Raw genomic sequence first — 24408 nt, 5'->3', positions numbered from 1 at the left:
AGAACTTCAGCATGGCCGCGCTCAGCCGTACGACCAGCACCGCTTTGCTTCTGACTGCTATCGCATTATCTGGCTGCGATCAGTCAGCGACGACCACTCCGGTAAGCACCGTAGCCGATAAAATCAGCTCCGGTGCTGAGCAAACGGTTGATGCCAGCGGTTTTCATTCGTTCCTTGGCTTAAGCGCCTACACCAGCTTGTCTCACGCGACACAGCAGGCACAACAGCTGGATCAGCGTCTGTCTGCGTTTTTGCATCAGCCCGACGCAACGCATCTGGTTCAGGTACAAAGCGCCTGGCGTCAGGCTTACGATGCTTACCTGAACACCTTGATTTACACTTATTTGCCAGTAAAAGATCCGGCTGAATGGCGCCAGAAAGGCATCGATTACAAAACCACCGTCGCATTGCTCGACAGCTGGCCGATAGAAGGTGGCTATATTGATCACGTACCCGGTTACCCGTTCAGCGGCATTGTGAATGACCTGGCACTAGAGCTGAATGAAGAAAGCCTGCTGGCACAGCATGGCTTCTCCGACCCTAGCTACGCCAGCCTGGGCTATCACCCATTGGAGTTTATGCTGTGGGGTGCCAATGGTGACCGCGAAGCCGGTGACTTTATCGCCAAAGAAAATACCGCACCAGTAGTGATGCCAAGCGAAGGGAATAGCGATAGCGAAGACAGCACCAGCGCGACACCAGCGACCGTTCTTAAAATACAGAATCACAACCGCCGTCGTCAGTACGTACAGTTGTTGTCCGATCAATTGCTTGAGCAACTGCATCGCCTGCAACGTCGCTGGCAACCAAGCAATGGTTACTACACCGAACTGTTGAGCAAAACCCAGCCCAACCAGGCGTTACTGGCGGCGATGATGGCGGGTCAGTCACTGCTGTCGAAAGAGTTACTCGACCGTCGCCTGGGCACCAACAGCAGCGAGTTCAGTAACACCGGTATCGATGACATCATCGCCATCAGTGATGGACTGAAAACCCTGATGTTGGGTAGCGAGGAACAGTCAAATGCGGTGATCAGTCTGCTGAATGCTGAGTTGCAGCAAAACTGGCAACAGCAGTTTGCTGAGTTGCAGCAAACTTTGACACTGTGGCAGGAACAGGGACTGGCCAGCGCAGAAGTGAATCAGCAGGTACGACAGCAGTTTATTGGCCTGCTGTCGTTATTAGAAAAGTCTGCCGCCAGTTTAAATCTGCGCTTACCGCGCAGCGAAGATCTGGCGCGACACTGAATAGTCCCAGTGCCCGCCATTGTTAATGCTTAGCGGGTAGGCAGCACGCGGGCAAAGACTGCTTTGAGGTAACGAGTTTCGGCAATCGCTGGTAATACCGGGTGGTCTGCACCCTGGCTGCCAATATGCTGGATCATTACCTCACGATCCAACTCACGACCTAGAATACGCAACATATCCGGCAAGCGATCATCACCTAAATGCATTGAACAAGAACCTGCCACCAGCAGACCGTCTTTGTTCAATAAGCGCATTGCCAGCTGGTTCAGACGGCGGTATGCCTGCTCACCGGCTTTGATATCTTTACGACGCGGAATAAAGGCTGGCGGATCAACCACCACCACATCGAACTTCTCGCCGGAATCTTTCAGCTGCTTCATCGCCTGAAACGCATCACCTTCCCAGCAATGTAACTTTTCTTCGACGCCATTCAATGCGGCATTCTGCTCAACCCAGTCCAGTGCCTGGCCAGAAGCATCAATACAATGAACTTCACTGGCGCCATGATTAGCCGCCTGCACACCCCAGCCACCGACGTAGCTGAAGACATCCAGTACCCGCTTGCCATTCACCAGGCGATTGAGCACCGCGCGGTTTTCACGGTGATCATAGAACCAACCGGTTTTCTGACCATGGATAACCGGTGCCATAAAGTTGGTGTCGTTTTCGATCAGTGGCGCACAGTTATCTTCCAGTTCGCCATGAACAATCTCAACGTATTCTTCCAGACCTTCAACGGCACGCAGCTTGCCGTCATTCTTCAATACGATAGTGTCTGGTTTAGCGACTTTCATTACTGCATCAATAATCTCCTGACGACGTAGTTCCATCGCCATATTAGAGATCTGAACCACCACCACAGCACCAAAGCGATCAATCACCAGACCCGGTAAACCGTCACTATCACCGTATACCCAGCGATAACACTGGTGCGGGTACCACAATTCACGGCTGCTCAGCGCGACTTTCAGACGATGCACAATCAGGGAGCCATCGAGTTGTTGCTTGCTGTCACGGCTGATCAGGCGCGCACAGATCAACTGTTCCGGACTGACAATAGCGCGACCCAGAGCTTTACCGTTGGCAGCCTCAATCACCACTTCCTGACCCGGTTGCAGACCTTTTAGCGGCGTCTGCTGGGTGTCCACTTCATTGGAGTAGACCCAAAGATGACCACCTTTCAGGCGACGTTCGGCTTTATTTTTAAGGCGCAGGGAAGCAAGCATAAGATCCTCAGGGGTTGCACAGTGGCAAAGTAAAACGGCGGCGCATTATATACCTCTACTGAGTAAAAAATCGCCTATTACATAAAGACATTTGAGGTAACAAAGCGCCACACACCAAGTCAGAAATTTATCCTAAACTTGAAGCATCATAGCCAGTAAACCTCCGTAGACATGTCTCAGGAACTCAGCGAAGAGCAAATCAAGCAAATCCTTCAGGGTATCCGTATCCCGCCACAGCCCCAGATTCTGGTGGACCTGCAAATCGAACAACTGATGCCGGACCCGGATATGGGGTCAATATCCAAACTGATCAGCCAGGATGTTGGCCTGGCAGGCACCGTATTGAAAGTTGTGAATTCGCCGTTTTACGGTCTCAGCAATCGTATTACGTCGGTGGAGCAGGCCGTTAATCTGATTGGTCTGAACAGCGTGGTGAATATCATCAATGGTGTTTCGATTAAGAGCCAGATGAGCGACGAAACCATTGTGAACATGAACCGCTTCTGGGATACCGCCACTGATATCTCCCAGGTAGCGACTCAGATTGCCAAACAAGTGGGTTATCCCAACCCGGATTTAGCTTACCTACTTGGCTTGTTCCACAACTGTGGTATTCCGTTACTAATGGCTCGCTTCGATAACTATCTCGAAGTGATGGAAAAGTCCTACGCTCACGACCCGGACCAGCGGGTGATCGATGTCGAAAACCAGCTGCTCAATACCAACCATGCGGTGATTGGTTACTACACCGCCAAGTCGTGGAAACTGCCGAAAATTCTCTGCGACGTTGTTGCCGAGCATCACAATGCCGGTCGCTATTTCAACAGCACCAACCAGAAGGATTCCGAGTTAAAAACTCTGCTGGGGATTCTGAAAATGTCGGAGCACATTTGTGGCAATTACCGCATTCTCGGCAAACAACGTGAAGATCATGAGTGGTTGGCAATAGGAGCAGAAGTATTGGCTTATCTCGGCCTGGGTGAATATGACCTGGAGCAGATGGAAGCGAACTTTGCTGAGATGGGAATTGGGGTGCAGAATTATCGGTGATAGTGACTATGGATGAGCCAGGGAACATATTTCCTCTCGACACGCCGTAAATGCGTCCTTGCAGGCTCGACTGTGGCAGACGGTCGAGCGACAACACGTTTCCTATCTCAAATCACAGTCTTGAAAATGGGGTTACTTCAACCCCATCGCCTGCTGCATCACATGCTGCTTTACAGGGAGTAATTTATCGAACCAACGCATCCCTTCATTACGCAGCAAACGCACCAGCGGCGCTTCGGAGCCAAATAACTCTTTAAAGCCCTGCATCGTTGCCATGGTCACCAGATTATCCGCCTGACGCCTGCGCTGGTAACGACCTAACACTGCCGCACTTCCCAGATCCAGCCCTTTGTTAAAGCCACGTACCAGCTCTTCAGATAATACCGCCGCATCTTTGAAGCCCAGATTTACCCCCTGGCCTGCCAGCGGATGAATAGAGTGCGCCGCATCTCCGGCCAAAACCACACCGTCACACCAATAGTCTTTGGCGTGACGCTGACGCAATGGGAAAGCCACACGTTTTGAGGCAGACACAATGGTGCCCAAACGACCTTCAAACGCCTGCTCTAACGCTTTGTTAAAAGCATCATCATCCAGCGCTAACACTTCTTCGGCTTCTTCCGGAGTGGTTGACCAAACGATAGAAGCAAAATGAGGATTATTCGCTAAAGGTAAAAAGGCCAACGGCCCTTGCTGGCGGAAACGTTGCCAAGCGGTTGCAGCAACCGGCTGCTCGCACTCCACCGACGCAACAATTGCGTGGTGCTCATAATCCCATTCTCGCGTGGGTAAACCGGCCCATTGACGCACTCTGGAAAGCGCACCATCAGCACCAATCACCAGCTGGGCCTGTAAGGTGTCGCCGCTTTCCAAAACAACCGGGGTATTGCCACCAGCATCGCGGTTATCGAGGTAACGTACAGGCTGGTGAATAAACTCAACGCCAGCATCATTCAGCACTTGCTGCAGTGCCCATAAGGTCTGACGGTTTTCGACAATATGACCGAGGTTATCCACATGCAGATCAGCCGCTGCAAAGTTGACTGCGCCAGTGCCTTCAGCGTCCCATACTTTCATTTCGGTGTACGGACTCAACGCCGCTGCCGGAATTTTCTGCCAGGCGCCAATATCGGTTAATAACTGCTGAGTCTGAGCCGTTAGGGCACTGACGCGCAGATCATAATCATTCAACTGTTGAGACAACGGAGGCTCAGAGACTTGCGCCGGATCGATCAGCGCCAATGACATGGGCTTGCGAGAAGACTGTTTCTCCTGCTGCATCAGAATTGCCGCAGCAATCGCCTGGCCCACCAGACCAGCACCAACAATCACAATATCGTAGTGTTTATCGTTCATAAGCTTCTCTTACAGAACTGCTGCTTTTTGGCCAAGCCCCATCGCATGACGGGCAAATAAGCGGCGTGCAGTTGGTGCAGCCGCCAGGCTTAATAATCCGGCGTCACGCACAAAGGTCATCACAGAATTTTTACTGCCAAACAGTTTTGGCAAGGCATCGCTGGCGACGATGGTATTGCGCTGATCAGTTTGTTGCTGACTTTCATAGGCCTGCAGCAATTCAAGATCGCCCAGATTCTGGCAATTGGCAAAAGCACGATTCAGATGTTCTGCCAACACCGCAGCATCTCTTAACGCCAGGTTAAAGCCCTGCCCCGCCACCGGATGCAGGCTATGCGCGGCGTTGCCTAATAACACCAGAGAACGGCGAACCTGCTCTTTGCTTTGCACCAGCGCCAGTGGATAACTCAGACGTTCTCCAACCCGAATAAACTTACCCAGGCGCATGCCAATCTGTTGCTGCAGACGCTGTAAAAACTCGTCATCGCCTAACGCTTTGGTAGCATCAATTTCGTCATCATTGATGGTCCAGACCACGGCAAAACAACGCTTCTGTAACGGTAGAAAGGCAATTGGGCCATCACCACTGAAGCGCTCGTAGGCCCAGTGCTGATGATCCTGATCACACTCAATTTGAGTAACCAGAGCATGAGTACCGTAAGCTTCGCGGGAATGCTGAATACCCAGTTGTGACGCCAATGGTGAACGACCACCGTCAGCCATAACCAACAATTGAGTTTGCAGCTTACGGCCATCGACGAAGGTTAATGCAGCACCTTCGGCATTCATCTGAACGTTCTCTGCTTCTGCGGAAGCAAACAGCTCAACATTATCCAGCTGCTCAATGTTGGCTAACAGACCTTGTCCCAGGGCGGCGTTTTCAATCACATAACCCAGGGCGTCACTATTTTGCTCGGCGGCATGCAAATGCGCCTGACCAAAGTTGCCCTGATCTGATACCTGAATATGTTCGATAGCGCAGGCGGCGGGTTGAATGTTTTGCCACAGATTCAGTTTTTCAAACAGCTGTTGAGTACCGTAAGACAGCGCAGTCGCCCGGCCATCAAAGCTTGGTGGCCGTTGACTGATATCCGCTGACCAGTCTTCACTGGTCAGTGGCTGGCGATCAATCAGCGCGATCTTCAGCCCCTGCTTACGAGCTGAGCTCAGCAAATGGATCAGGCTAGCGCCAGCCATACCAGCGCCGAGTATGGCGATATCAACCTTATGTTCGGTACTCATTGTTTTGCTCATTCGTTTCAACGTTTACAGCAAGAAGTAGTCATAGGTGTTTTTTGGCTCGACCGTCTGCCGCAGGGATGCGGCAGTCGAGCTTACAAGGAAGTATTCACAGCGTGTCGAGCGAAAATACCTATGACTGCTTCCCTGACCTATGATGCAGAAAAATCAGGCCATCAGATCTTCAATAGCATCAATCGCTTTTGGCACATCAACAGTTAATACCTGACAGCCTTCTTTGGTTACCACCACGTCGTCTTCGATACGGATACCGATACCACGCCATTGCTCGTCCACGGTTTCATCGTCCGGACTGACATACAGACCCGGTTCAATGGTTAACACCATGCCCGGCTCCAGCTCGCGCCATTCGCCGTCGATGCGGTATTCACCCACGTCATGTACATCCATGCCCAGCCAATGTCCGGTTTTATGCATGTAGAACTGGCGGTACTTTTCATCTTTGATGATTTCGTCGGCATCACCTTCCAGCAGGCCCAGCTCCAACAAACCATCCACCAGTACTTTTACCGCGGCTTCATGTGGCTGATTCCAGTGGTTACCTGGTTTGACCTGCTCAATGGCAGCGATCTGAGCATCCAGCACCAGCTGGTATAACTCTTTTTGCGGATCGCTGAACTTGCCGTTGGCCGGGAAAGTACGGGTGATATCTGCCGCGTAATAATCGAGCTCACAACCGGCATCGATCAGAATCAGATCGCCGTCTTTAATCTCTTCGGTATTCTGGGTGTAATGCAGAATACAAGCATTGTCCCCGGTGCCAACAATGGATGGGTAAGCTGGCCAGCGACTGCCGGCGGCCATAAAGGTACGCAGAATTTCTGCCTCCAGCTGATACTCCATCATACCGGGTTTCACCATCTGCATGGCACGCTTATGAGCTTCAGCACTCACTTCGGCGGCTTCTTTCATCACTGCAATTTCAGCGTCGGATTTAATCAGACGCATTTCATGTAACAGATGATCCAGCGCACTGAATTCACGTGGCGGTGTCGCGCCATTACGCACCTGGGTTTTGATGTGATTAACCCACTGCATCAGCTGATGATCGAAGTCCTGACGCACGCCTAAGCTGGCGTAAATACGATCTTTGCCTTCCAGCAATCCAGGCAAAATATCGTCGATATCGGTAATCGGGAACGCGTCATCCGCACCTAGCACCTCTGGGGCGGCTTCCGGGCCAACGCGGCGGCCGGTCCAGATTTCCTGTTCTTTGATTTTTTCCTGGCAGAACAACACGTATTCACCGTGCTCACGACCCGGCACCAGAACCAGCACGGCATGTTCTTCAGCAAAACCACTGAGGTAATAGAAGTCGCTGTCCTGGCGAAACGGATGCTCAACATCACGATTACGGGTAGTCAGTGGCGCCGAGGGTACGATGGCAATCGAGTTCGGGCTCATGGCCGCCATCAGTTGCTGACGACGGCGGGCGTATTCGCTGGAATCCAGTTTAATCATAAGGGCCTCAGTGCAGGGTTTTGCGTTCCATTTCTACTGCAGGTTTCTGGTTCATACCGTAAAACACGGTTAATGCAGAAATACGGGCGTGCTCTGCCAGTTCCAGATACAAAGCTTCATTATCCGGGTCTTTTGGATCTTCAATGGTGGCATTAGAGAAAGCATCCAGATCACGCAACACTTCGGTCACGTCTTCTGCCAGTTTGTTGCCCTGCAACTTGCCGGAAGCGCCAATGCCATCAAGAAAGCCTTTGCTCCATTCAGCCAGGCAATCCACCTGCTCAACCACATCGGCTTCGTCATCCGGCGGCAGCAGCGGCTGATAGGTCATATCTTCACCGCTCAGGCCTTTTAATACCTGATCATAAAAATCGACCAGTGCCGCTTTCAGCTTATCTTGCGGCGCTTCATCCAGCTCCAGATAATCTTCGGCTTCGCGCAGCCAGTTTTCCGTGGTTAACCGTGCTCCGGCGCTCAGATATCCGGTCAGCCAGCCATGTAATGCTGATGGCGTCTGGTAACAACGAGACTCCAGCCAGAGATCAGCGATGTCGGAAAAGTCGATATTCATACGGGTAACTCAAACAGGGCTTATAGAAACGCCCCATTCTAACATTGGCGCAGATCGAAGGCGGAGAAATATTCGCTGTTGTGGCCAGCGGCTGATGCGTTACTGCAATTGACCCATCCGGTAACAGCCTCTTATAGTAGAGAGCTCAACCGGTCATGCTGTTTAAATTTAAGACGATGCAAGATTTACAACTGCAACATCTGCAACAAAAAATCGAAAAACTGCTGCGCGTTCAGGATGAATTGCGTGAGCAGAATCGTGCCATGCGTGCAGCTGAAGCGTCCTGGCAATCAGAGCGCGCCAAGCTGACACAGCAAAACGAGATTGCCCGTCGCAAAGTGAATGAAATGATCAACCGCCTGCAAACGCTGGAGCGCAACAGTGGCTAACGCGAAAACCCTGGAACTTAATATCCTTGACCGTGACTATCGGGTGAACTGCCCTGATGGTGCTGAGGCTCAGCTGAAAGACGCGGCGCGTTATCTCAACGAGAAGATGGTAGAAATAAAGAACGCCAGCTCCACCGCCGGCAAAGTGCTGGGCACCGACCGTATTGCCGTAATTGCTGCTCTCAACCTGGCCCATGAACTGCTGGAAATGCAGCAACAGCAGGGCAGCCAAAATGATCGTCTGAACAAGATTCATCAGATGATTGATGAAGCTCTCGACAAAGATTCACAGCTGGAACTCTAACAAGCTCCCTCCATTTTTCGGGCAGTGTTGTAGCCTGTAACACCCTCGCTGACTCCATTTACGGGGTCAGCGTTCAATCTTTAAGCGCTTTCTGAAATCGCTTTTCAGGTCAAGCAAAAAAGCTACAAAATTGCCGCATTTCTGCAACAAAAACAGCCTCCACAGCCGTGCAATTTTGTTATACTTTTTCGCGCTCCCTGGGGTGTTAGCCAGTCAATAAAGACCTGAGCCGATGCTTTTTATTATGGAAGGTTCATTCGTTAATGTGTGCATGTCCGCTCGACGGAAAGCCTAATTTGATGTCTGGCCTGCCACCTTGGACCACAGGGTTCAAGGCCTTTATTTATGACAGCGGCACAGTGGGGAGCTCCATTCTTTTCTTCTGCTGCCTCATTCCATGAACAAATCTGAACTGCGTAAACTGATCCGAAACAAACGCCGTAATTTGTCGTTGCGCCGTCGTCAGAGCGCAGCCCGCGGTCTGTTATCGACATTACGTCAGAGCAGCCAGTTTATGGCTGGCAAGCGTGTCGCTCTGTACCTGAGCAACGACGGAGAAATTGATCCTCAGCTGGTGTGTGACGATCTGGAACAGCGTGGCAAACAGGTGTTTCTGCCGGTATTACATCCACTCAGAAAAGGCCACCTGAGCTTTATTCGTTATACCCGCAACAGCCGTATGAAGCGCAATCGTTATGGTATCAGCGAACCGGATTTCCGCTTTGGCCAGCACGCCAATGCACGCTACCTGAGCAGCGTATGCCTGCCACTGGTGGCGTTCGATCAGCGTGGAAACCGCCTTGGCATGGGTGGTGGATATTACGATCGCACACTGGAATTTATGCATCAGCCTGGACACAAGCCCGCATTGATTGGCTGTGCTTACGAATTTCAGCAGCTGCCACAACTCCCGGCCGAAGCCTGGGATATTCCGCTAACCGCCATTGCAACCGAAGCTGCGTTCCGCCGCTTCTGAACACACTGGTGGCTTACCGCCAAAACCAGTATTCGTTAGCGAATGCTGCTTTCCGCAGCCACCACATGGGCAGGACGTTTTTGTTCAGCGGTCATACCGGTAACGGCAGCGCCTAATGCTACGATGATGGTCAGGAACACCAACAGGTCTGGTTTCTTCATTTATCTACTTCCCCCAAATAAAACTGCCCGGAGCCTGAAGCTTATGGTTGCTTCAGTGCTGTAATAATTATTCTGCGCCAGCATTGTGGTTCGCAGTGATGACAATACGATGATAGGCTGAGCAAAAGCCGCACCAATCCGTTTTCTCAACACAACAAGCTTATGAACTACTGGTTACTTAAGTCCGAGCCCGACGCTTATAGTTATTCTGATCTTGAAAATGCGCCGAATCAGCGCACATTATGGGACGGAGTGCGCAATTATCAAGCAAGAAACCTACTTAGGGATGAACTCAGATCAGGAGATCTGGCATTTTTCTACCACTCAAGTTGTAAAGAACCCGGAGTTGTCGGAGTTTGTCGTATCACAGCGACAGGAATAACCGATCCCACATCACTCGATCCGGCATCAGATTATTACGATCCGAAGTCATCGGCGGAGAATCCGCGCTGGATTACGGTGGAAGTAGAAGCGGATCGGCCATTGGCCAGGACGGTTACTCTGAAAGAGCTGAAAAATTATCCACAACTGGAAGATATGGTTCTGCTGAACCGGGGCAGGTTATCCGTGCAGCCAGTCACCGAGGACGAATGGCAGTTTATCCTCGGTCTGGCCGAACAATAGTCTTAGGTAGGTGGCTTCAGAGCACCGCCAGGTTCTGCTTTTTGCCCATAATGCCTGAGGCCTGGTGTATCAGATCTGCAGTATCGAGCAGCGAATGACCAGACTGAATAACGCCTTGGCGAATCTTCCAGAAAGTAACTGCGTTTAATGCCAGCATACGGTCGGTTGGTTCAAATCCCATAAAAGGTTTGACCAGTGTGCCGCTGAAGGTGGATTGCGATACCACCTGATTCCCTTCCGCCACCAGCTCATCAACCGCGATGGTGAAGTCATCAAATGCATCCTGAATGGTTTGCACCACAACACCCATATTCTGCAGTGTCATCGGGTTATCAATCATGCTGGCATGATAGGTAAATTCGGGTGCGACTAATGAATTAGCCAGGTTAAAGCGCCCCTGATTCCAGGTGAGCTCAATAAACTGCCGGATTAGCTTTTTATTATTTTCTAATCGTTCTTCCATGGGGTACTCCTGTTATGTGACTTCCGTATCGTTAGCAGCCATCCTGGTTGCTTTCCTGTTGAGTTCAGTGTGTCGGTTTAATCAAGATTCAACCATTTTGCGACCTGCTGATAGACCTTTAGGCGATTCTCCACCGATTCATTCACTACATGGTGCTGCCCCCCGGGCAACATAAATACCTGCCTGTTTGGAAATTTTTGCGACAGGATTTCAAGATTATGACACCAGTCCACAGTGTTGTCTGCGTCGCCCTGAATAATATTGAGAGGCACATCACACTTTGGACTTAATTCGATAAAAGACACCCATTGGCGCAAAGCGCCCACCCAACGAACACTGAGGTGGCGTGGCTGTAGCGGGTCGTGTTCAGCAATAAACCGGAGGAAACGACCGTCAGCCGAATTCGGGTTAAAGTCGCGTTTAATACGGCGAATAACCAGACTCAGAATACTGTGCAGGACCCGCGCTTTGGTCCAGCCTTTCGGGCGCACCAAAGGTGCAAACAGGGTGATGGCTTTAAACGGCGACTGTTGCGGCGTCAGCTGGCGCTTCAGCAGATAATTAATACTGATGGCACCGCCAGTGCTCTGGCCAAACAGATACAGAGGTCCGCCAAGGTGCACTTCTACTTGCTGCAGCACCAGGCTGAATACTTCATCGTATTCCTGAAAATTATTAATCGCGGCACGCTCGCCGGACGACAGGCCATGGCCGGGTAAATCAAAGATAACGACATCCAGCCCCTGCCGCAGGCAGAATTCAATCAGGGAGCCGTAAATACCGGTATGGTCGTAATAACCATGCACCAGCAACGCGGTTCCGCGGGCTCCTGGCTGGCGCCAGATCTGCACCGCGATATCGTAACCCGAGGTCTTCAGTAAACCGGCAAAATGGCTGACCTGCTCCAGCCCTGCAAAATCGAGTTTGTAGAATTGTCGATAAGCCCGCCACTGCTCACTTTCAGCAAGACATGGCTGCTGCCATTGCAGCTCTGGTATCTCTGCAATCAGGCTTTCACGCTGCCATCGGGGGCTTTCCGTAACCATACATCTCTCTTAAGCTTTTGATTAATAAAAGATTATAGACGATTGCCGAAATCAGACAGGCTCGTAAACATTAAAGCTGTAGGCATAAGGGTTTGGCCCTTCTGCGGCAAAATCTTCGCCAGCCACCTTGTTCCAGGCGCTGCGATCAAATTCAGGGAAGCGGGCATCTCCCTCCACTTCGGCATGAACTTCCGTCAGATACATACGGTCGACCAGTGGCAGTGCCAGAGTGTAGATCTCAGCACCACCAATAATCATGGCCTCTTCCTGGCCATCAATCAGACAGATATTCTCAGCCAGCTCACGGGCCTGTTCGAGAGAAGCAACAACCTTAACGCTGTCGTTAGCTCCGGGAGGCTGATAATCAGCTTGGCGGGTAATGATGATATTCGTGCGTCCTGGTAATGGCTTACCGATACTCTCGTAAGTTTTTCGCCCCATCACCACCGGCTTACCCAGAGTTACCTGCTTAAAATATTTGAGGTCGTTCGGCAGATACCAGGGAAGTTTATTATCACGGCCAATAACGTGATTTTCGGCAAGAGCAACAATCAGTGAAAGTTTCAAAACAGCTTTCCAGAACAAACAGTGAAAGGCCGATCATAACCAGCCATCAACAGCTTGTAAAAAGTCAGCCCTGACGGTGAGCTGCCTTTTGCGGAATTTCCTCAGCCGGAATCGGCCTGGAGAAGTAGTAACCCTGATACTGATCACAACCAAACGCCATCAAGCGTTCCAGCACTTCTTTATCTTCTACGCCTTCGGCAATCACTTTCAGGCCCAGGTTGTGAGCCAGACCAATAATGGAATTGGCAATGGCAGCGTCGTTGTCGTCGGTGACAATATCTTTAACGAACACCCGGTCGATTTTCAGGTAGTCGATCGGCAGATCCTTCAGATACGACAGTGAGGAATAACCAGTACCAAAGTCATCAATGGCAACCGCAACACCAAGACGTCGCAGGTGCGCCAGCATCTCGATGCCCTGGTCGAGGTTATTCATCAGCATACTTTCGGTTACCTCCAGCGTTAGCCGCTGCGGCGAAAGCTGGCTGGTTTGTAACGCGTTTTTGATTTGCTGTGCCAGATCCGGTTGCCGGAACTGACGCGGCGACAGATTAACCGACAACTTGGCGGTCGCAGGAATCTGTTGCTGTTGCAGCCATTGGGCAAATTGCTCACAGGCAGACTGGATCGCCCATAAGCCAAAGCGATCGATCAGACCGGTATCTTCCAATACAGGGATAAACACCGTGGGGGGCACATTCCCCAACACCGGATGACGCCAGCGCATGAGCGCTTCAACACCGGTAAACTCGCCACTATTCAGATCAACCTGAGGCTGATACGCCAGATACAATTCCTGGCGCTCGAGCGCATGATGCAACGCACTCTCCAGCCCCAGGCGAACCTTATCGGCAGGAGAATGATGCTCCTGATACAACACTCTGGCATTGCGACCATTACGCTTTGCATCGTGCAGTGCTAACTCAGCATGACGCACCAGTTCACCAACATCGAAATTCACCCGACTGGCGAGCTGCATACCAATGCTGGTGCTGACAAAAATTTCGTGGCCGGCGATATCAAATGGCTGAGTGAACGCCTGGTTCAGCTTGTCTGAAACCCGGTACATACCATCGTCGTCATCCACATCATCGAGAATAACAGCAAAACTGTTACTGCCGAGCCGCGCCAGAGTATCCGAACGCCGTACCTTCTCCAGCATACGTTCAGCACAAGCCACCAACAGCTGGTCACCAATGTGATGACCATAAATATCATTCACCACCCGGAAGCGGTCGAGATCGAGAAACAATACTCCGACACCCCGGGCACGACGTTGATTCTGCAGCAGGCTGTGCTCCAGCCGATCCTGAAACAAGCTGCGGTTTGCTAGCTGGGTCAGAGGGTCATAATGAGAGAAGCGTTTTAACTGAGATTCATAAGCGCGCCGGGCACGGGCCTGCAGAATCAGGCGCTGCCAATCGGCCATGGCTGGCAGATCCCAGCTGGTGACTTCGTGCACCCCCAAACCAATCAGGGCAACACTGTTCTGTTGCAGTTGCTGCGATGACGGCAGGGCAACAATAATCGCGGCATCCCCCAACGTCAGCTGAATTCGTTCAATCGCTGCTTTTAATTCGCTGTTGATTTGCTCCGCCAGAATCAGAATCGCGCTGTCCTGATTCATCGCAGAGCTGCAGATTTCATCCGCACACTCAACCAGAGGCAAGCCACCCGACTGCAACGCAGCAGGCACACTTTGGTCTTCCAGCAGGGACAATAAATGAACCTGGGATAGCTCGGGTTGTGAATTGGGTGTCGGAGACATAAGAAAACAGATCAATGAACGTTTTCTCAGTATAGCCAGCGGTCGTCAAATGACAGAGACTCATCCTGTCATGACTGACATTTGCTCCGGCTGATATCAACTTTTTTGTAATTGCTGGACAGGCTGGGACAAGTGCTGATCAAAAGTTAGCCAAACACCATCCCTGAGAGGGATAAACCCCTTATGAATTAAGGGGTTATAACAACATCAGACCGCTACCGGCGCCTTGATATGAGCGTGGGACTGGTAGCCTTCAATCTCAAAATCTTCGAATTTATAGTCGAAGATGGACTCCGGCTTACGGCCGATTTTCAGCTTCGCCAGTGGCATCGGCTCGCGGCTTAATTGCAGGTCGGTTTGTTCCAGATGGTTCGCGTATAAATGCACATCACCACCGGTCCAGACAAAGTCACCAACCTCTAAGTCACACTGCTGCGCCACCATATGAACCAGCAATGCGTAACTGGCGATATTAAACGGCACACCAAGGAAAATATCGGCACTGCGCTGATACAGCTGGCAGGACAATTTGCCATCGGCAACATAGAACTGGAAGAACGCGTGACACGGCGGTAATGCCATATTGTTCACTTCCGCTACATTCCAGGCACTGACAATCAGACGACGGGAATCCGGGTTGTTTTTGATCTGATCAACGACCTGAGTAATCTGGTCGATATGACCACCATCCGGCGTTGGCCAGCTGCGCCACTGGGAACCATAAACCGGGCCGAGGTTGCCCTCTTCATCCGCCCATTCATCCCAGATGCTAACACCGTTTTCTTTCAGGTATTTGATGTTGGTATCGCCACTCAGGAACCACAACAGCTCGTGAATAATCGAGCGCAGGTGCAGCTTCTTGGTGGTCACCAGCGGGAAACCTTCACTCAGATCAAAACGCATCTGATAGCCAAAACAGCTGTAAGTACCGGTACCGGTACGATCCTCTTTAAAGGTGCCGTTTTCGCGTACATGACGCATCAGATCGAGGTATTGTTTCATCGTTAGCTCTCAGTAAAAGTTTTTCATCAGGCCGTTTGACGGACCTTATCACCGCGGTAAGCCCAAACCATAAAGGCGATACCAATCACAATCATCGGTAAGCTCAGCAGCTGACCACGGCTGACCCAATCAAACAGATCAAAACCGATATGGGCATCCGGCTCACGGAAGAATTCGGCGATGGTGCGGAAAACGCCATATCCTATCAGAAATGCAGCACCAACGGCTTTTTGCGGACGTGGTTTATTCGAGAACCACCACAAAATAACAAACAGCAGGAAACCTTCCAGCGCCGCCTGATACAACTGTGACGGGTGACGCGGTAATTCACCAGCACGTGGGAAAACCATGGCCCAGGGCACAGATTGTGGATCAGCGATGCGGCCCCAGAGTTCACCACCAATAAAGTTACCGATACGGCCGAACATCAGGCCCAGCGGCACAAACGGCGCAACAAAGTCGCCAACATCGAAGAAGTTCTTCTGATATTTTTTACCGAACCAGGCCAGCGCTGCCAGAACGCCTAATAAGCCACCATGGAAAGACATACCACCTTCCCAGATGCGGATCAGCATCAGCGGATCTTCGAGCAGTTTCGGGAAGTTATAGAAGAATACGTAACCCAGACGGCCGCCGAGGATAACCCCCATAGCACCAAAAAAAATCAGGTCAGATACCTGTTCTGGCGTCCAGCCAGAGCCAGGACGCTTGGCTCGCAGATTAGCCAGCCACCAGCTGGTACCAAACGCCAGCAGATACATCAGGCCGTACCAATGAATTTTTAATGGCCCAATCGCAATGGCAACCGGATCAATCTCAGGGTAAGTCAACATAACAACATCCTTGCAGCGGAATTGAGGTCAGAATGTACCGTCTCAATCCGGCAGTTTTATGAACAGAGGTGGTATCTCTGCCTTAAGACAACAGAAAGCGCAATCCAACCACAACCAGCAGCAGGGCGAAGGCTTTTTTCAGTAATTTTTGGTCAAGCTTATGGGCCAGCTTCGCTCCGACTTTAGCGAACGGCACACTGGTAAGCACGATACCGCCAATCGCTGGCCAGTATAAAAAGCCGGTGGTCCAACCTGGTAAATCGGTGTGATTCCAGCCGGCAAATACGTTACTCACCGCGCCAGTTAACGCAATGGGTAAACCACAGGCGGCTGAAGTTGCTACCGCCTGACGCATCGGAATCTGCATCCAGGTCAGATACGGCACAGTGAAAGTACCACCACCAATTCCAAACCAGGCAGAGCCGAAACCCACCACACCACCGGCAGTAACTAAGCCTCCGTTACCCGGACGTGAGCCGTCACTTTTCGGATCGAGACCAAAGAACATCTTGATCGCAACCAATAAGGCAAATACGCCAATAATCTTCTGTAAAACCGGGCCCGGCACGCTGGTAATCAGCGATACACCTATGGCAGTGCCAGCAATGATGCCAACACTCATGATGCTGACCAACGGCCAATCGACCGCACCGTTTTTGTGGTGCTCTCGTACCGAGCTGATGGAGGTAAACACAATGGTCGCCAATGAGGTCGCCACCGCCATATGGGTTAGCACCGCTTCGCTGATGCCCTGAGCCGCAAAGGTCAGCACCAATACCGGCACAATCACCATGCCACCGCCAATACCAAACAAACCCGCTAATAAACCGGCAACCGCACCCACGGCGAGAAACAACAGAAAAATCATAACAATCACACACAATTTGCAGGGCGGGCATTATGCCCCGAGGCTGGAAGATATGCACAGTCTTGCTGTAAAAATCGCACAGCATTTATACATGGATGACCCAAGCTGCCCTAGCATTAAAGTGGCACTTTGGTTTCAATACACAGCTTATAACAAAAACAGTAACAGGGCCTTCAACGTGTCTTATTTCTCACCCTTAACGTCGGCAGCACGCAGCCTTGCAGCGTTTGCCCTTACCGCCGCATCCTGTGGTGCTATGGCGATGAGCCAGCCTCCAGAGACTCCTGCTCCAACGGATGTCGCTGAAAAGGTACGTATTACCTTCACTGCTGATGACAACCCAGCCAAACTGGCGCCCCGCCGTATTCTCGAAGGAATCGAGATCTGGCCCGCGAAAGATCAGAACAACCTCAGCCATTACCGGGTTTATTGGGGAGATGCCGGAAAGAATAAGCTGGGTTTAGGCCTTGCTCCGGTGCAGGCAGAAATTGCAGCCAACAGCGGCCAGCAAAAGCTGGTTTACGAATTTCCTGCAAATTTCCGGATGGAAGCCGGTGCCATGTATGTGCTGGTGTGCAGTGTTAATAAAGACGCGAACGGCAGCAAAGAATATTGCCCGAAAGAAAACAACCTGGAGCAGATCTCCGATCCGTTGTTAACTATCGCCGGTAATCTGAGTTCAATCAAAGGACTGCTCGACACCGAACTGAACCTGCCGGGTGTTGATGTAATGGCAACCTGTGGTGATCTGGTATGTAACGGTGTAGAAACCATCACCAGTTGCCCATCCGACTGCTCGGACTACAAGCTGGCATCGTTTAACTTCCAGACTCTGTGTCACGACGTTGAAGAAGTAATTCACCCAACCTCGGTGGAACAGATTCAACAAATCATCGCCCGCGCGAATAAAGAGAAAAAGCGCATCAAAATGACCAGTGGTCGTGGTTACAACACCACCTCTGGGTCGGCCACCACCATCGTCTGTAACGACGGTATTGTGCTGGTGATGGATAAATTTAATCAGCAGCAACAAGCACTGGGAATGTCGCTGGAAACCTTCGAAGGTCTGGATGTGGTGAACGTTGCCGCCGGAGCCAGTTTGCATGAAGTCGGCGAATGGTTATTCGAACGCAATAAAGGCCTGGGTTATGTTCATCTGGGCTGGCGCGATGTATCAGTGGCCGGTGCATTAGGTACCTCGGCCCACGGCAGCTCTCCGAAAAACCGCAACGTGTTATCGCAGCAAGTGGTTTCAATCGATCTAATCGATGCCAGCGGCGCGTTAAAAACGTACTCGCGCGGCACCACAGGTAAAACCGATCCGGATTTATGGAAATCTTTAACCACTCACCTGGGCTATTTGGGAGTATTAACCCGTGTGCGTCTGGAAGTATCCGAAGCCACCAACACCCATGTAAAAATCACCTTCCATGATGAAGATGAATTATTTACTGCGGCAACAGACAGCGTCTTAAACGACATCAAAGACTGCGACTACGGTCAGTACAACTGGTTCCCAAGCCTGAACCGTTACCTGCGCACCTGCGGCACAACCACCGATTTGGCCGCAGAAGAAGGCGCGAACAATGAACTGCTGTTTCCTTATGTCGACACCGACCAGCTGAGTTCCAAAGACACCATGCAGATTTTCCAGATTGGTGGTGCCAAGCCGGACACCCAGGCCCACGAAAAAATGGCGTATATGCGTAAAGCCGGTTGGCACTTAACACCACCGCTGACCAAAACCATTAATGGAGAAAAGCGTTACACTTCCAACGCCGTCGGCCCGACTCACCGAATCACCTCAAGTAAGCTGATCGATACCATTGGTCGTGAGATGTTCCAGATGGATTGGGAATTCGCCGTACCTCAAAAAAATATTCAGGCAGCCATGGAATACATTCGTGAATTCAACAATGGCCTGAATACCAAGAATCGTGAAATCCCGGTGCCTTTAATCGGTATTTTTGTACGCTTCTCAAAAGTGGGCGATCAGGCGTTAATGGCATACACCGGTGCCGGTAACGGTTTCGAAAATGGTACAACAGCGGTTCACATCGAGATGCCGATTTTTGTTCCGGTAAATCTGACTGCCGAACAGTTCGCGGAATACATGGACCCGTATGAAGAAGCCATGCGTAAACTGATTACTGGCTTCGGCGCTCGTGGTCACTGGGGCAAAAATATGTACGCTGAACAATATGGCAACCAGGACTGGGTGTTTACTTTACAACGTGATCTGAAAGTGTATGGCGATCATTTAGAGCGCTTTAACAAACAAGTAGGCAAGCTGGATCCAAACGGTTTATTCGCCAATAAGTTTGGTAAAGCGATTGGTATCGAATATCCGAACTTCGAATACCCTGCCAGCTGGTAAGCCCGCAGGCGGTTATAAAATCGTCCTCCGCTAACCACAATAAAAACGCCAGCCGAGTTATCTCAGCTGGCGTTTTTTTCAGGTTCTTTCCCAGCGCAGGATTGCCATAACAATCCTGAAATAATTAATACAATACCCAGCCAGCCAATCGTGGCAAAACGCTCACCAACAATCATCACCGCCAATACCGCTGCAATAACCGGCTCTAACAATGTGATCAGTGTTGCCTGACTGGCACTGACCACGCGCAAACCATAAGCGAAAGCAATATAACCAATAAACATCGGTATAAACGCCAGATACAGCAGCGCCGTTGTATTAATGGAGCTGGCAAACAGTTGCTCGTCACTGAACATTAATCCAGGAATTAACACTGCACTGGCAAAAGCAAACATCACCGCCATGGCTGAGCCGGAACTGACTCCCAGCTCAATCATCGATTTGGCCGCCCAGGAATAACCGGCGTAACTCAAGGCGGCAACCAGCCCCAGCATAATGCCCAGCAAATAATCAGTGTCTGAACTTTGTTGCGGCAGCGATTGCTTACTCAGAGTCAGTAATACAATGCCACCGGCGCAAATAACAAAGCTCTGCCACCATTGCTTTGAGATTGTTTTTCCATCAATACACACCTCCAGCAACGCACTGAAAAACGGCGCGCAGGCCAGCGAAATAACAGTGCCAACCGCTACGCCAGCTAACGACATCGAGGAATAAAACGCCAACGGGTAAATCATCACAGCCAGACCACCACAAAGAATTAATCGCCAACATTGCTGCAGACGTCTGCGCTCTTTTAATAATTGTCGCAGGCGATATAACCCCATCAGCAGACCACTGACTCCCATGGCAAATGCACCAACGGCCAGAGAGCTGATGCCCTGAATAAAACTCGCCGCCGTGCCGGTTGTTCCCCACAACACACAGGAAAAAATAATCGCCAGTTTTGCCAGTGCTACAGACGTGGTAGGTATTTTTTCGGAATAATTGGAATCTGTATCGGCCATCGCCACAGAAATTACCTCTGCCTGAAATCTGCAAACAGTGTAAATTCAGTGGTTGAGGTGAATTGTGCAGCAAAGACGATTTTTCAGGTTCAAAAGATTGTTTTAACGCTTGGCGATTTCACTCGGCTTTAAACCGAAGTGTTCATTGAAGCGGCGGCTGAAAGCCGACACATCCTGATAGCCAACCCGCTCAGCCACCAGCTGCACCGGATAATCGGTATTTACCAATAACGCCTTGGCACGTTCCATACGTTGCTGTCGCAGAAACTGCATAACGCTTTGGCCAATTTGCTGGCGGAACAATTTTTTAAACTGGCTGGTACTGAGGCAGGCAACAGCTGCCAGACTGTCGATGGATATATCGTCGGCCAGGTGTTCGTTGAGAAAAAACTGTGCCGCACGAATACGACTATCAAGCTGGCGAATCAGAGTTTGTTGCTGCAGCAATAAACAAAAAGTCTGTAGCATCAGTTGCTCCAGCTGCTCATTCGCCTGCTGCTGTAATTGTTGCTCAACAAATCCGAGATAACGATTCAATGGCTCGCTGGTGCTGAATACCAGAGTTTCGCTTTGCTGCAACAAGTCCGGCAATTGCTGTAGGTCAGCAACCACAAACCGGGCATTTTCTGCAGCCGTAAAGTGATGAACAACATCCCGGTGAATAATCACACATTCACCCGGAGACACCTTGCCACTGTAACCATCTAACTCGATATTAATCACACCCTGCAGCGGCAACACCAGCTGGTTAAATGTATGGCTGTGACCACGACGAGTCTGGCTGTAAGAACGAATGGATAAATGATCGATGGCGGATTGCTTCATCATTAACTGCCCAGACCTACAAACGCCAGCGGTAATTCAGGCTGGCGCCGAGGTAATGATCAGCCACCGTTTCGGATAACCCCAAACCGGCATTAGCCGTCAGTGAAATCGCCCGACTGAAACGCCAGTAACCATTTACCGCAACCGAACGCGCGGCCTCAGGCTGTGATTCCAGTTTCTGTTTATAAAAATAAGACACACCCACGCCGGTTGTTTTACCCGGAAAAAACATCAACCCCAAATTGCTGTACCAGCGCTGATTATTGTCTTTGTTGGCCTGATATTCCCGCCAGTGATGACCCAGCGAAGCACTCAGTGTCAGCCGTTCAAAACGTTGTGAACGGTGCACCGACAAACGCCACTCATGACGGCCATTAGAGAATTTCTGCTCATCGGTCAGCGGTAATTTCCAACGTACCGCCAATCGCCACGAGCCCTGACTTTTATCCAGTAATGACCGTCGATCTGACCAGCGATAACTCAGTAATACACTCGGATCTGATACGCCACTGCGGTGGCGGGAAATGGTTGATTGTCGTGGTGCTTCGTCCGGCTGCGGATCCTGTGCCGGGTTGTCATCATCGGGGAGATCTGTATCAGGGTTGTCCTGGTCAAAATCATCCGCTGGCTGTTCATCATCCGCCTGCTCTTCATCCAGATTATCGCCATCAACAATCCGCTGACTGCCATGCTGTTGAATAACTGCCTGGCTGTATCCCAGTTGCCAGCCATCGTGACGATAATTTAACCGCAGTTGATTCACCCAGGTGTCAGTATCGGAATCGCGACCATAGTCCCCCTGATAAAAGTACGAAGCCCAGGAGGTGTGTAATTGCTCACCTGCCTGGGCTGAAAGCGTAATCAGCATGGCTGTAATAATCAGAAGGCTTTTACTCATACACTCTTTTTCTGGTGCCAGCCGTTCGGACAACAGCCGGGAATCAGTGGGCGAACGATTTAATCCGGGTCGCCTGCACCGGGTTAATAATCTGAATCAGCTGACCACTGCGGCGGTCGGTTTCAAAATTCAGCGTGGTTATTTTAGCAGCCTTACGGCAACGATCCGGCTGAACACGTTTGATTATCAGCCTATCAGGATCTGGCCAATCGAGCGAAAAATCCTCGGTTTTGGTACAACCATGACTCACCACATCAACAAACAGAATATTGCCCTGCCAGCGATAACCATACAGGGTTTCCAATGTAGCTGGTGACGGGTTGCCGGTCGTTGACGCAGTACAGGCCACAATCAGTGGCAGCGTAAACAGCAGTGTGATCAATTTCATCCGCAACTCTCCTTAAAAACCAAAGGCCGGGAAACCCGGCCTGTTCGTGAAAGCAAATACGATTTACTGGCGGCGGCGAGCAAATGGCAGCGCCAGCAGACCCAGCAACATCAGAGGATGGAAGGCACCGGCAAAGGTGACCGTAGCCTGATGTTTTTCACTTTCATCATTGCTGTCGTTGTTATCACCATTGTTTCCGCTGTTGTCACCGTTGCTGTTGCCCGGGTTATCGCCTCCCAGATCATCATCGTTGTCGTTAGCATCGAAATCATCGTCGTCATTACCGTCGTTGTTGCAGTTCATTTCAGCATCAAGTTCGGCTTTATCATCGTTCACATTGAGGTCGGCAAAAATCGAGCAGGTCACCTCATCAGCCTCATCGAAAGCATCACCGTTCAGAGCAAATAATTCGACATCCACAGTTTTATGAGTCTGATGGTTGGTTTTCAGCTGCAACTTGCCTTCAGCAAAGGATTTATTGCCCTGATTCTGATAGTTCACGCTGAAACTACAGCTTTTACCTGGCTCAATCGCCTGATTAACACAGCGGTTATCCTTCAGAGTAAAACCATCACCGTTAATGGTCATTTCGCTCACCAACAAGTTGGCTTTGGCATCTTTTGGATTTTCCAGCATCAGCTTATCACTGGCAGACTGTTGTCCTTTTTCAACGAATAAATCGACATACGATGGCAGACCCAGTACCTCTTTTTCCTCCGGCATATCCGTACCGGACTGGTTATCCGGTTTATGCGCTGCAACCTCGCCTTTTTTCGCCTTAGCAATCCAGTCACTGTAGGCCGCTACCCGGGTGTACACACCAGGAAATTTGGCTTTGGCACAGGCTTCACCAAAACTGGTTACACCCAGCTGAACCATGCTGCCGCCAGACTGCACAAACAACGGACCACCACTGTCACCCTGACACGAATCTTTACCACCCGCAGGTAAGCCGGCGCACACCATATTATCGGTGATATTTATATTCAGTTTGGCGTAGTTGGTTTTACAGTCAGCCTGGTTATACAGCGGTACTTTCACCTGCTGTAAAACCGTCGCCGCACTGCTGTTATCACCGTCTTTGGTTAATCCCCAGCCGATGGTTGTAAGCTCAGTTCCAACATTCAGATTGGCCATAAAATTCGTATCAGCCAGCGCAACCGGCGTCTTATCCGATTCTGTTGCCAGCTTCAGCAAGGCAATATCGTGGTCATCGTTATAGTCCTGATGCATATAAATTGCGCTGACCATCAGGGTTTGCTCACCGCTGTCCGCCTTCTTCTGATCGTATTCGGCGATGGTGACCTTAATGCCTTCTGCACGTTCATCTTCAATACAATGTGCCGCAGTTAATACCCATTGCTTGTCGATCAGGCTGGCGCCACAGAAGTGCCCGCCATCGGATTTACTTTTAACCGACACCATCCACGGGTAAGCCGTTTTTGCGGCATCAACGCCACCAATAATGCGTTGTTGAGGCGCATTGACGACACCGGCGTGGCTCAGCAGCGGTGTTGAAATTGCGACTGCCAGGGCACTGAGAGCGAGCGTTTTGCTGTTAACCATCTTCATAACCATCACCTTCCGATTCGTTGTTATTTCTCTGCCAGGCAACCAGAAATTTCGGTCTGATTTCTCGCCTGACTGACCGAGGGAATTTTTCCCTCCTTTCACCCTTAACGTTACGAGGGAATTTTTCCCTTGTCAAAATCACAAGGGTGGTTTTTATGTGACAAATGTC

Annotated in this window: 25 protein-coding genes and 1 other RNA gene; 8 read left to right on the top strand and 18 right to left on the bottom strand. The window is 50.7% G+C overall.

Annotated features, from left to right (window positions below; all coding sequences use genetic code 11):
• Positions 1-11 precede the first annotated feature (11 nt).
• Positions 12-1247, top strand: a complete 1236-nt coding sequence (locus tag ACOQOZ_RS15140) for an imelysin family protein (protein ID WP_420588990.1) — start codon at positions 12-14, stop codon at positions 1245-1247.
• Positions 1248-1276: 29 nt separating this feature from the next.
• Here the strand turns inward: ACOQOZ_RS15140 and ACOQOZ_RS15135 are convergent, their stop codons facing one another.
• Positions 1277-2473: a class I SAM-dependent rRNA methyltransferase gene (locus ACOQOZ_RS15135; protein WP_420588989.1), complete on the bottom strand. Its 1197-nt coding sequence runs from the start codon at positions 2471-2473 to the stop codon at positions 1277-1279.
• 171 nt (positions 2474-2644) lie between these two features.
• On the opposite strand from ACOQOZ_RS15135, the gene ACOQOZ_RS15130 reads away from it, so the two are divergent.
• Positions 2645-3523: an HDOD domain-containing protein gene (locus ACOQOZ_RS15130; RefSeq protein ID WP_420588988.1), complete on the top strand. Its 879-nt coding sequence runs from the start codon at positions 2645-2647 to the stop codon at positions 3521-3523.
• A gap of 132 nt (positions 3524-3655) precedes the next feature.
• Here the strand turns inward: ACOQOZ_RS15130 and ACOQOZ_RS15125 are convergent, their stop codons facing one another.
• From ACOQOZ_RS15125 to ACOQOZ_RS15110, 4 genes are all read right to left on the bottom strand, one after another.
• Positions 3656-4879 carry a UbiH/UbiF/VisC/COQ6 family ubiquinone biosynthesis hydroxylase gene (locus tag ACOQOZ_RS15125; RefSeq protein WP_420588987.1) on the bottom strand — a complete coding sequence of 408 codons (1224 nt, stop codon included), beginning with the start codon at positions 4877-4879 and terminating at the stop codon, positions 3656-3658.
• Positions 4880-4888: 9 nt separating this feature from the next.
• Positions 4889-6121, bottom strand: coding sequence for a 2-octaprenyl-6-methoxyphenyl hydroxylase (gene ubiH, locus ACOQOZ_RS15120; RefSeq protein ID WP_420588986.1), 1233 nt, complete (start codon positions 6119-6121; stop codon positions 4889-4891).
• Positions 6122-6286: 165 nt separating this feature from the next.
• Positions 6287-7600 (bottom strand): Xaa-Pro aminopeptidase, encoded by a 1314-nt coding sequence (gene pepP, locus ACOQOZ_RS15115; protein ID WP_420588985.1) that lies wholly within the window; start codon positions 7598-7600, stop codon positions 6287-6289.
• Between the two features lie 7 nt (positions 7601-7607).
• Entirely contained in the window at positions 7608-8171 is a 564-nt protein-coding gene (locus ACOQOZ_RS15110; RefSeq protein WP_420588984.1) for a UPF0149 family protein, read from the bottom strand.
• A gap of 155 nt (positions 8172-8326) precedes the next feature.
• Here ACOQOZ_RS15110 and ACOQOZ_RS15105 point away from each other — a divergent pair, with 155 nt between their 5' ends.
• The 4 genes from ACOQOZ_RS15105 to ACOQOZ_RS15090 all read left to right on the top strand — a co-directional run bounded on the left by ACOQOZ_RS15105 (position 8327) and on the right by ACOQOZ_RS15090 (position 9840).
• Positions 8327-8560, top strand: coding sequence for a TIGR02449 family protein (locus ACOQOZ_RS15105; protein WP_420588983.1), 234 nt, complete (start codon positions 8327-8329; stop codon positions 8558-8560).
• On the top strand, positions 8553-8864 hold the full coding sequence (locus ACOQOZ_RS15100; protein ID WP_420588982.1) for a cell division protein ZapA: 312 nt from the start codon (positions 8553-8555) through the stop codon (positions 8862-8864). The genes ACOQOZ_RS15105 and ACOQOZ_RS15100 overlap by 8 nt, the downstream gene beginning before the upstream one ends.
• A gap of 191 nt (positions 8865-9055) precedes the next feature.
• Positions 9056-9234, top strand: a non-coding RNA gene (gene ssrS, locus ACOQOZ_RS15095) — 6S RNA.
• Between the two features lie 27 nt (positions 9235-9261).
• Positions 9262-9840: a 5-formyltetrahydrofolate cyclo-ligase gene (locus tag ACOQOZ_RS15090; RefSeq protein WP_420588981.1), complete on the top strand. Its 579-nt coding sequence runs from the start codon at positions 9262-9264 to the stop codon at positions 9838-9840.
• A gap of 35 nt (positions 9841-9875) precedes the next feature.
• Here ACOQOZ_RS15090 and ACOQOZ_RS15085 read toward each other — a convergent pair whose 3' ends face one another.
• Positions 9876-10001 (bottom strand): hypothetical protein, encoded by a 126-nt coding sequence (locus ACOQOZ_RS15085; protein ID WP_420588980.1) that lies wholly within the window; start codon positions 9999-10001, stop codon positions 9876-9878.
• Positions 10002-10163: 162 nt separating this feature from the next.
• On the opposite strand from ACOQOZ_RS15085, the gene ACOQOZ_RS15080 reads away from it, so the two are divergent.
• Positions 10164-10625 carry an EVE domain-containing protein gene (locus ACOQOZ_RS15080; protein WP_420588979.1) on the top strand — a complete coding sequence of 154 codons (462 nt, stop codon included), beginning with the start codon at positions 10164-10166 and terminating at the stop codon, positions 10623-10625.
• 16 nt (positions 10626-10641) lie between these two features.
• Here ACOQOZ_RS15080 and ACOQOZ_RS15075 read toward each other — a convergent pair whose 3' ends face one another.
• From ACOQOZ_RS15075 to ACOQOZ_RS15045, 7 genes are all read right to left on the bottom strand, one after another.
• Complete coding sequence (locus tag ACOQOZ_RS15075) at positions 10642-11088, bottom strand: ester cyclase (protein ID WP_420588978.1); 447 nt, start codon at positions 11086-11088, stop codon at positions 10642-10644.
• A 77-nt stretch (positions 11089-11165) separates the two neighbouring features.
• Complete coding sequence (locus tag ACOQOZ_RS15070; protein WP_420588977.1) at positions 11166-12134, bottom strand: alpha/beta hydrolase; 969 nt, start codon at positions 12132-12134, stop codon at positions 11166-11168.
• A gap of 51 nt (positions 12135-12185) precedes the next feature.
• Positions 12186-12701, bottom strand: a complete 516-nt coding sequence (locus ACOQOZ_RS15065; RefSeq protein ID WP_420588976.1) for a dihydrofolate reductase — start codon at positions 12699-12701, stop codon at positions 12186-12188.
• Positions 12702-12765: 64 nt separating this feature from the next.
• Positions 12766-14469, bottom strand: a complete 1704-nt coding sequence (locus tag ACOQOZ_RS15060) for a putative bifunctional diguanylate cyclase/phosphodiesterase (RefSeq protein ID WP_420588975.1) — start codon at positions 14467-14469, stop codon at positions 12766-12768.
• A gap of 207 nt (positions 14470-14676) precedes the next feature.
• A complete protein-coding gene (thyA, locus tag ACOQOZ_RS15055) occupies positions 14677-15471 on the bottom strand; it encodes a thymidylate synthase (RefSeq protein WP_420588974.1) in 795 nt (264 codons plus the stop codon).
• A gap of 26 nt (positions 15472-15497) precedes the next feature.
• Positions 15498-16304, bottom strand: a complete 807-nt coding sequence (lgt, locus tag ACOQOZ_RS15050; RefSeq protein ID WP_420588973.1) for a prolipoprotein diacylglyceryl transferase — start codon at positions 16302-16304, stop codon at positions 15498-15500.
• Between the two features lie 82 nt (positions 16305-16386).
• Complete coding sequence (locus tag ACOQOZ_RS15045; protein ID WP_420592424.1) at positions 16387-17172, bottom strand: sulfite exporter TauE/SafE family protein; 786 nt, start codon at positions 17170-17172, stop codon at positions 16387-16389.
• Between the two features lie 178 nt (positions 17173-17350).
• On the opposite strand from ACOQOZ_RS15045, the gene ACOQOZ_RS15040 reads away from it, so the two are divergent.
• A complete protein-coding gene (locus tag ACOQOZ_RS15040; RefSeq protein ID WP_420588972.1) occupies positions 17351-19549 on the top strand; it encodes an FAD-binding protein in 2199 nt (732 codons plus the stop codon).
• 62 nt (positions 19550-19611) lie between these two features.
• On the opposite strand, the gene ACOQOZ_RS15035 is transcribed toward ACOQOZ_RS15040, so the two are convergent.
• The 5 genes from ACOQOZ_RS15035 to ACOQOZ_RS15015 form a co-directional block, all read right to left on the bottom strand.
• Positions 19612-20556: a DMT family transporter gene (locus tag ACOQOZ_RS15035; protein ID WP_420592423.1), complete on the bottom strand. Its 945-nt coding sequence runs from the start codon at positions 20554-20556 to the stop codon at positions 19612-19614.
• Between the two features lie 102 nt (positions 20557-20658).
• Positions 20659-21384: a helix-turn-helix domain-containing protein gene (locus ACOQOZ_RS15030; protein WP_420588971.1), complete on the bottom strand. Its 726-nt coding sequence runs from the start codon at positions 21382-21384 to the stop codon at positions 20659-20661.
• A gap of 13 nt (positions 21385-21397) precedes the next feature.
• Entirely contained in the window at positions 21398-22279 is an 882-nt protein-coding gene (locus ACOQOZ_RS15025; protein WP_420588970.1) for a transporter, read from the bottom strand.
• A 43-nt stretch (positions 22280-22322) separates the two neighbouring features.
• The gene (locus ACOQOZ_RS15020; protein ID WP_420588969.1) at positions 22323-22667 is read right to left on the bottom strand and encodes a hypothetical protein; all 345 of its coding nucleotides are present in this window, start codon (positions 22665-22667) and stop codon (positions 22323-22325) included.
• A 63-nt stretch (positions 22668-22730) separates the two neighbouring features.
• Positions 22731-24239, bottom strand: a complete 1509-nt coding sequence (locus tag ACOQOZ_RS15015) for a serine protease (protein ID WP_420588968.1) — start codon at positions 24237-24239, stop codon at positions 22731-22733.
• Positions 24240-24408 lie beyond the last annotated feature (169 nt).

The sequence above is a fragment of the Bacterioplanoides sp. genome, assembly GCF_965219715.1.
Lineage (GTDB): Bacteria > Pseudomonadota > Gammaproteobacteria > Pseudomonadales > Oceanobacteraceae > Bacterioplanoides.
Note: the sequence above shows the minus strand (reverse complement) of the source record. Positions and strands in the feature narration are given on the sequence as shown.

What these genes read in the sequence shown, in the direction of transcription:
- ACOQOZ_RS15125 (WP_420588987.1), bottom strand. Translation starts at nt 4,879, where the DNA reads ATGAACGATAAACACTACGATATTGTGATTGTTGGTGCTGGTCTGGTG.
- ACOQOZ_RS15015 (WP_420588968.1), bottom strand. Translation starts at nt 24,239, where the DNA reads ATGAAGATGGTTAACAGCAAAACGCTCGCTCTCAGTGCCCTGGCAGTC.
- ACOQOZ_RS15105 (WP_420588983.1), top strand. Translation starts at nt 8,327, where the DNA reads ATGCTGTTTAAATTTAAGACGATGCAAGATTTACAACTGCAACATCTG.
- ACOQOZ_RS15060 (WP_420588975.1), bottom strand. Translation starts at nt 14,469, where the DNA reads ATGTCTCCGACACCCAATTCACAACCCGAGCTATCCCAGGTTCATTTA.
- ACOQOZ_RS15140 (WP_420588990.1), top strand. Translation starts at nt 12, where the DNA reads ATGGCCGCGCTCAGCCGTACGACCAGCACCGCTTTGCTTCTGACTGCT.
- ACOQOZ_RS15030 (WP_420588971.1), bottom strand. Translation starts at nt 21,384, where the DNA reads ATGATGAAGCAATCCGCCATCGATCATTTATCCATTCGTTCTTACAGC.
- ACOQOZ_RS15035 (WP_420592423.1), bottom strand. Translation starts at nt 20,556, where the DNA reads ATGGCCGATACAGATTCCAATTATTCCGAAAAAATACCTACCACGTCT.
- ACOQOZ_RS15085 (WP_420588980.1), bottom strand. Translation starts at nt 10,001, where the DNA reads ATGAAGAAACCAGACCTGTTGGTGTTCCTGACCATCATCGTAGCATTA.
- ACOQOZ_RS15110 (WP_420588984.1), bottom strand. Translation starts at nt 8,171, where the DNA reads ATGAATATCGACTTTTCCGACATCGCTGATCTCTGGCTGGAGTCTCGT.
- ACOQOZ_RS15025 (WP_420588970.1), bottom strand. Translation starts at nt 22,279, where the DNA reads ATGAGTAAAAGCCTTCTGATTATTACAGCCATGCTGATTACGCTTTCA.
- thyA (WP_420588974.1), bottom strand. Translation starts at nt 15,471, where the DNA reads ATGAAACAATACCTCGATCTGATGCGTCATGTACGCGAAAACGGCACC.
- ACOQOZ_RS15045 (WP_420592424.1), bottom strand. Translation starts at nt 17,172, where the DNA reads ATGATTTTTCTGTTGTTTCTCGCCGTGGGTGCGGTTGCCGGTTTATTA.
- ACOQOZ_RS15075 (WP_420588978.1), bottom strand. Translation starts at nt 11,088, where the DNA reads ATGGAAGAACGATTAGAAAATAATAAAAAGCTAATCCGGCAGTTTATT.
- ubiH (WP_420588986.1), bottom strand. Translation starts at nt 6,121, where the DNA reads ATGAGTACCGAACATAAGGTTGATATCGCCATACTCGGCGCTGGTATG.
- ACOQOZ_RS15020 (WP_420588969.1), bottom strand. Translation starts at nt 22,667, where the DNA reads ATGAAATTGATCACACTGCTGTTTACGCTGCCACTGATTGTGGCCTGT.
- lgt (WP_420588973.1), bottom strand. Translation starts at nt 16,304, where the DNA reads ATGTTGACTTACCCTGAGATTGATCCGGTTGCCATTGCGATTGGGCCA.
- ACOQOZ_RS15080 (WP_420588979.1), top strand. Translation starts at nt 10,164, where the DNA reads ATGAACTACTGGTTACTTAAGTCCGAGCCCGACGCTTATAGTTATTCT.
- ACOQOZ_RS15070 (WP_420588977.1), bottom strand. Translation starts at nt 12,134, where the DNA reads ATGGTTACGGAAAGCCCCCGATGGCAGCGTGAAAGCCTGATTGCAGAG.
- ACOQOZ_RS15135 (WP_420588989.1), bottom strand. Translation starts at nt 2,473, where the DNA reads ATGCTTGCTTCCCTGCGCCTTAAAAATAAAGCCGAACGTCGCCTGAAA.
- ACOQOZ_RS15090 (WP_420588981.1), top strand. Translation starts at nt 9,262, where the DNA reads ATGAACAAATCTGAACTGCGTAAACTGATCCGAAACAAACGCCGTAAT.
- pepP (WP_420588985.1), bottom strand. Translation starts at nt 7,600, where the DNA reads ATGATTAAACTGGATTCCAGCGAATACGCCCGCCGTCGTCAGCAACTG.
- ACOQOZ_RS15130 (WP_420588988.1), top strand. Translation starts at nt 2,645, where the DNA reads ATGTCTCAGGAACTCAGCGAAGAGCAAATCAAGCAAATCCTTCAGGGT.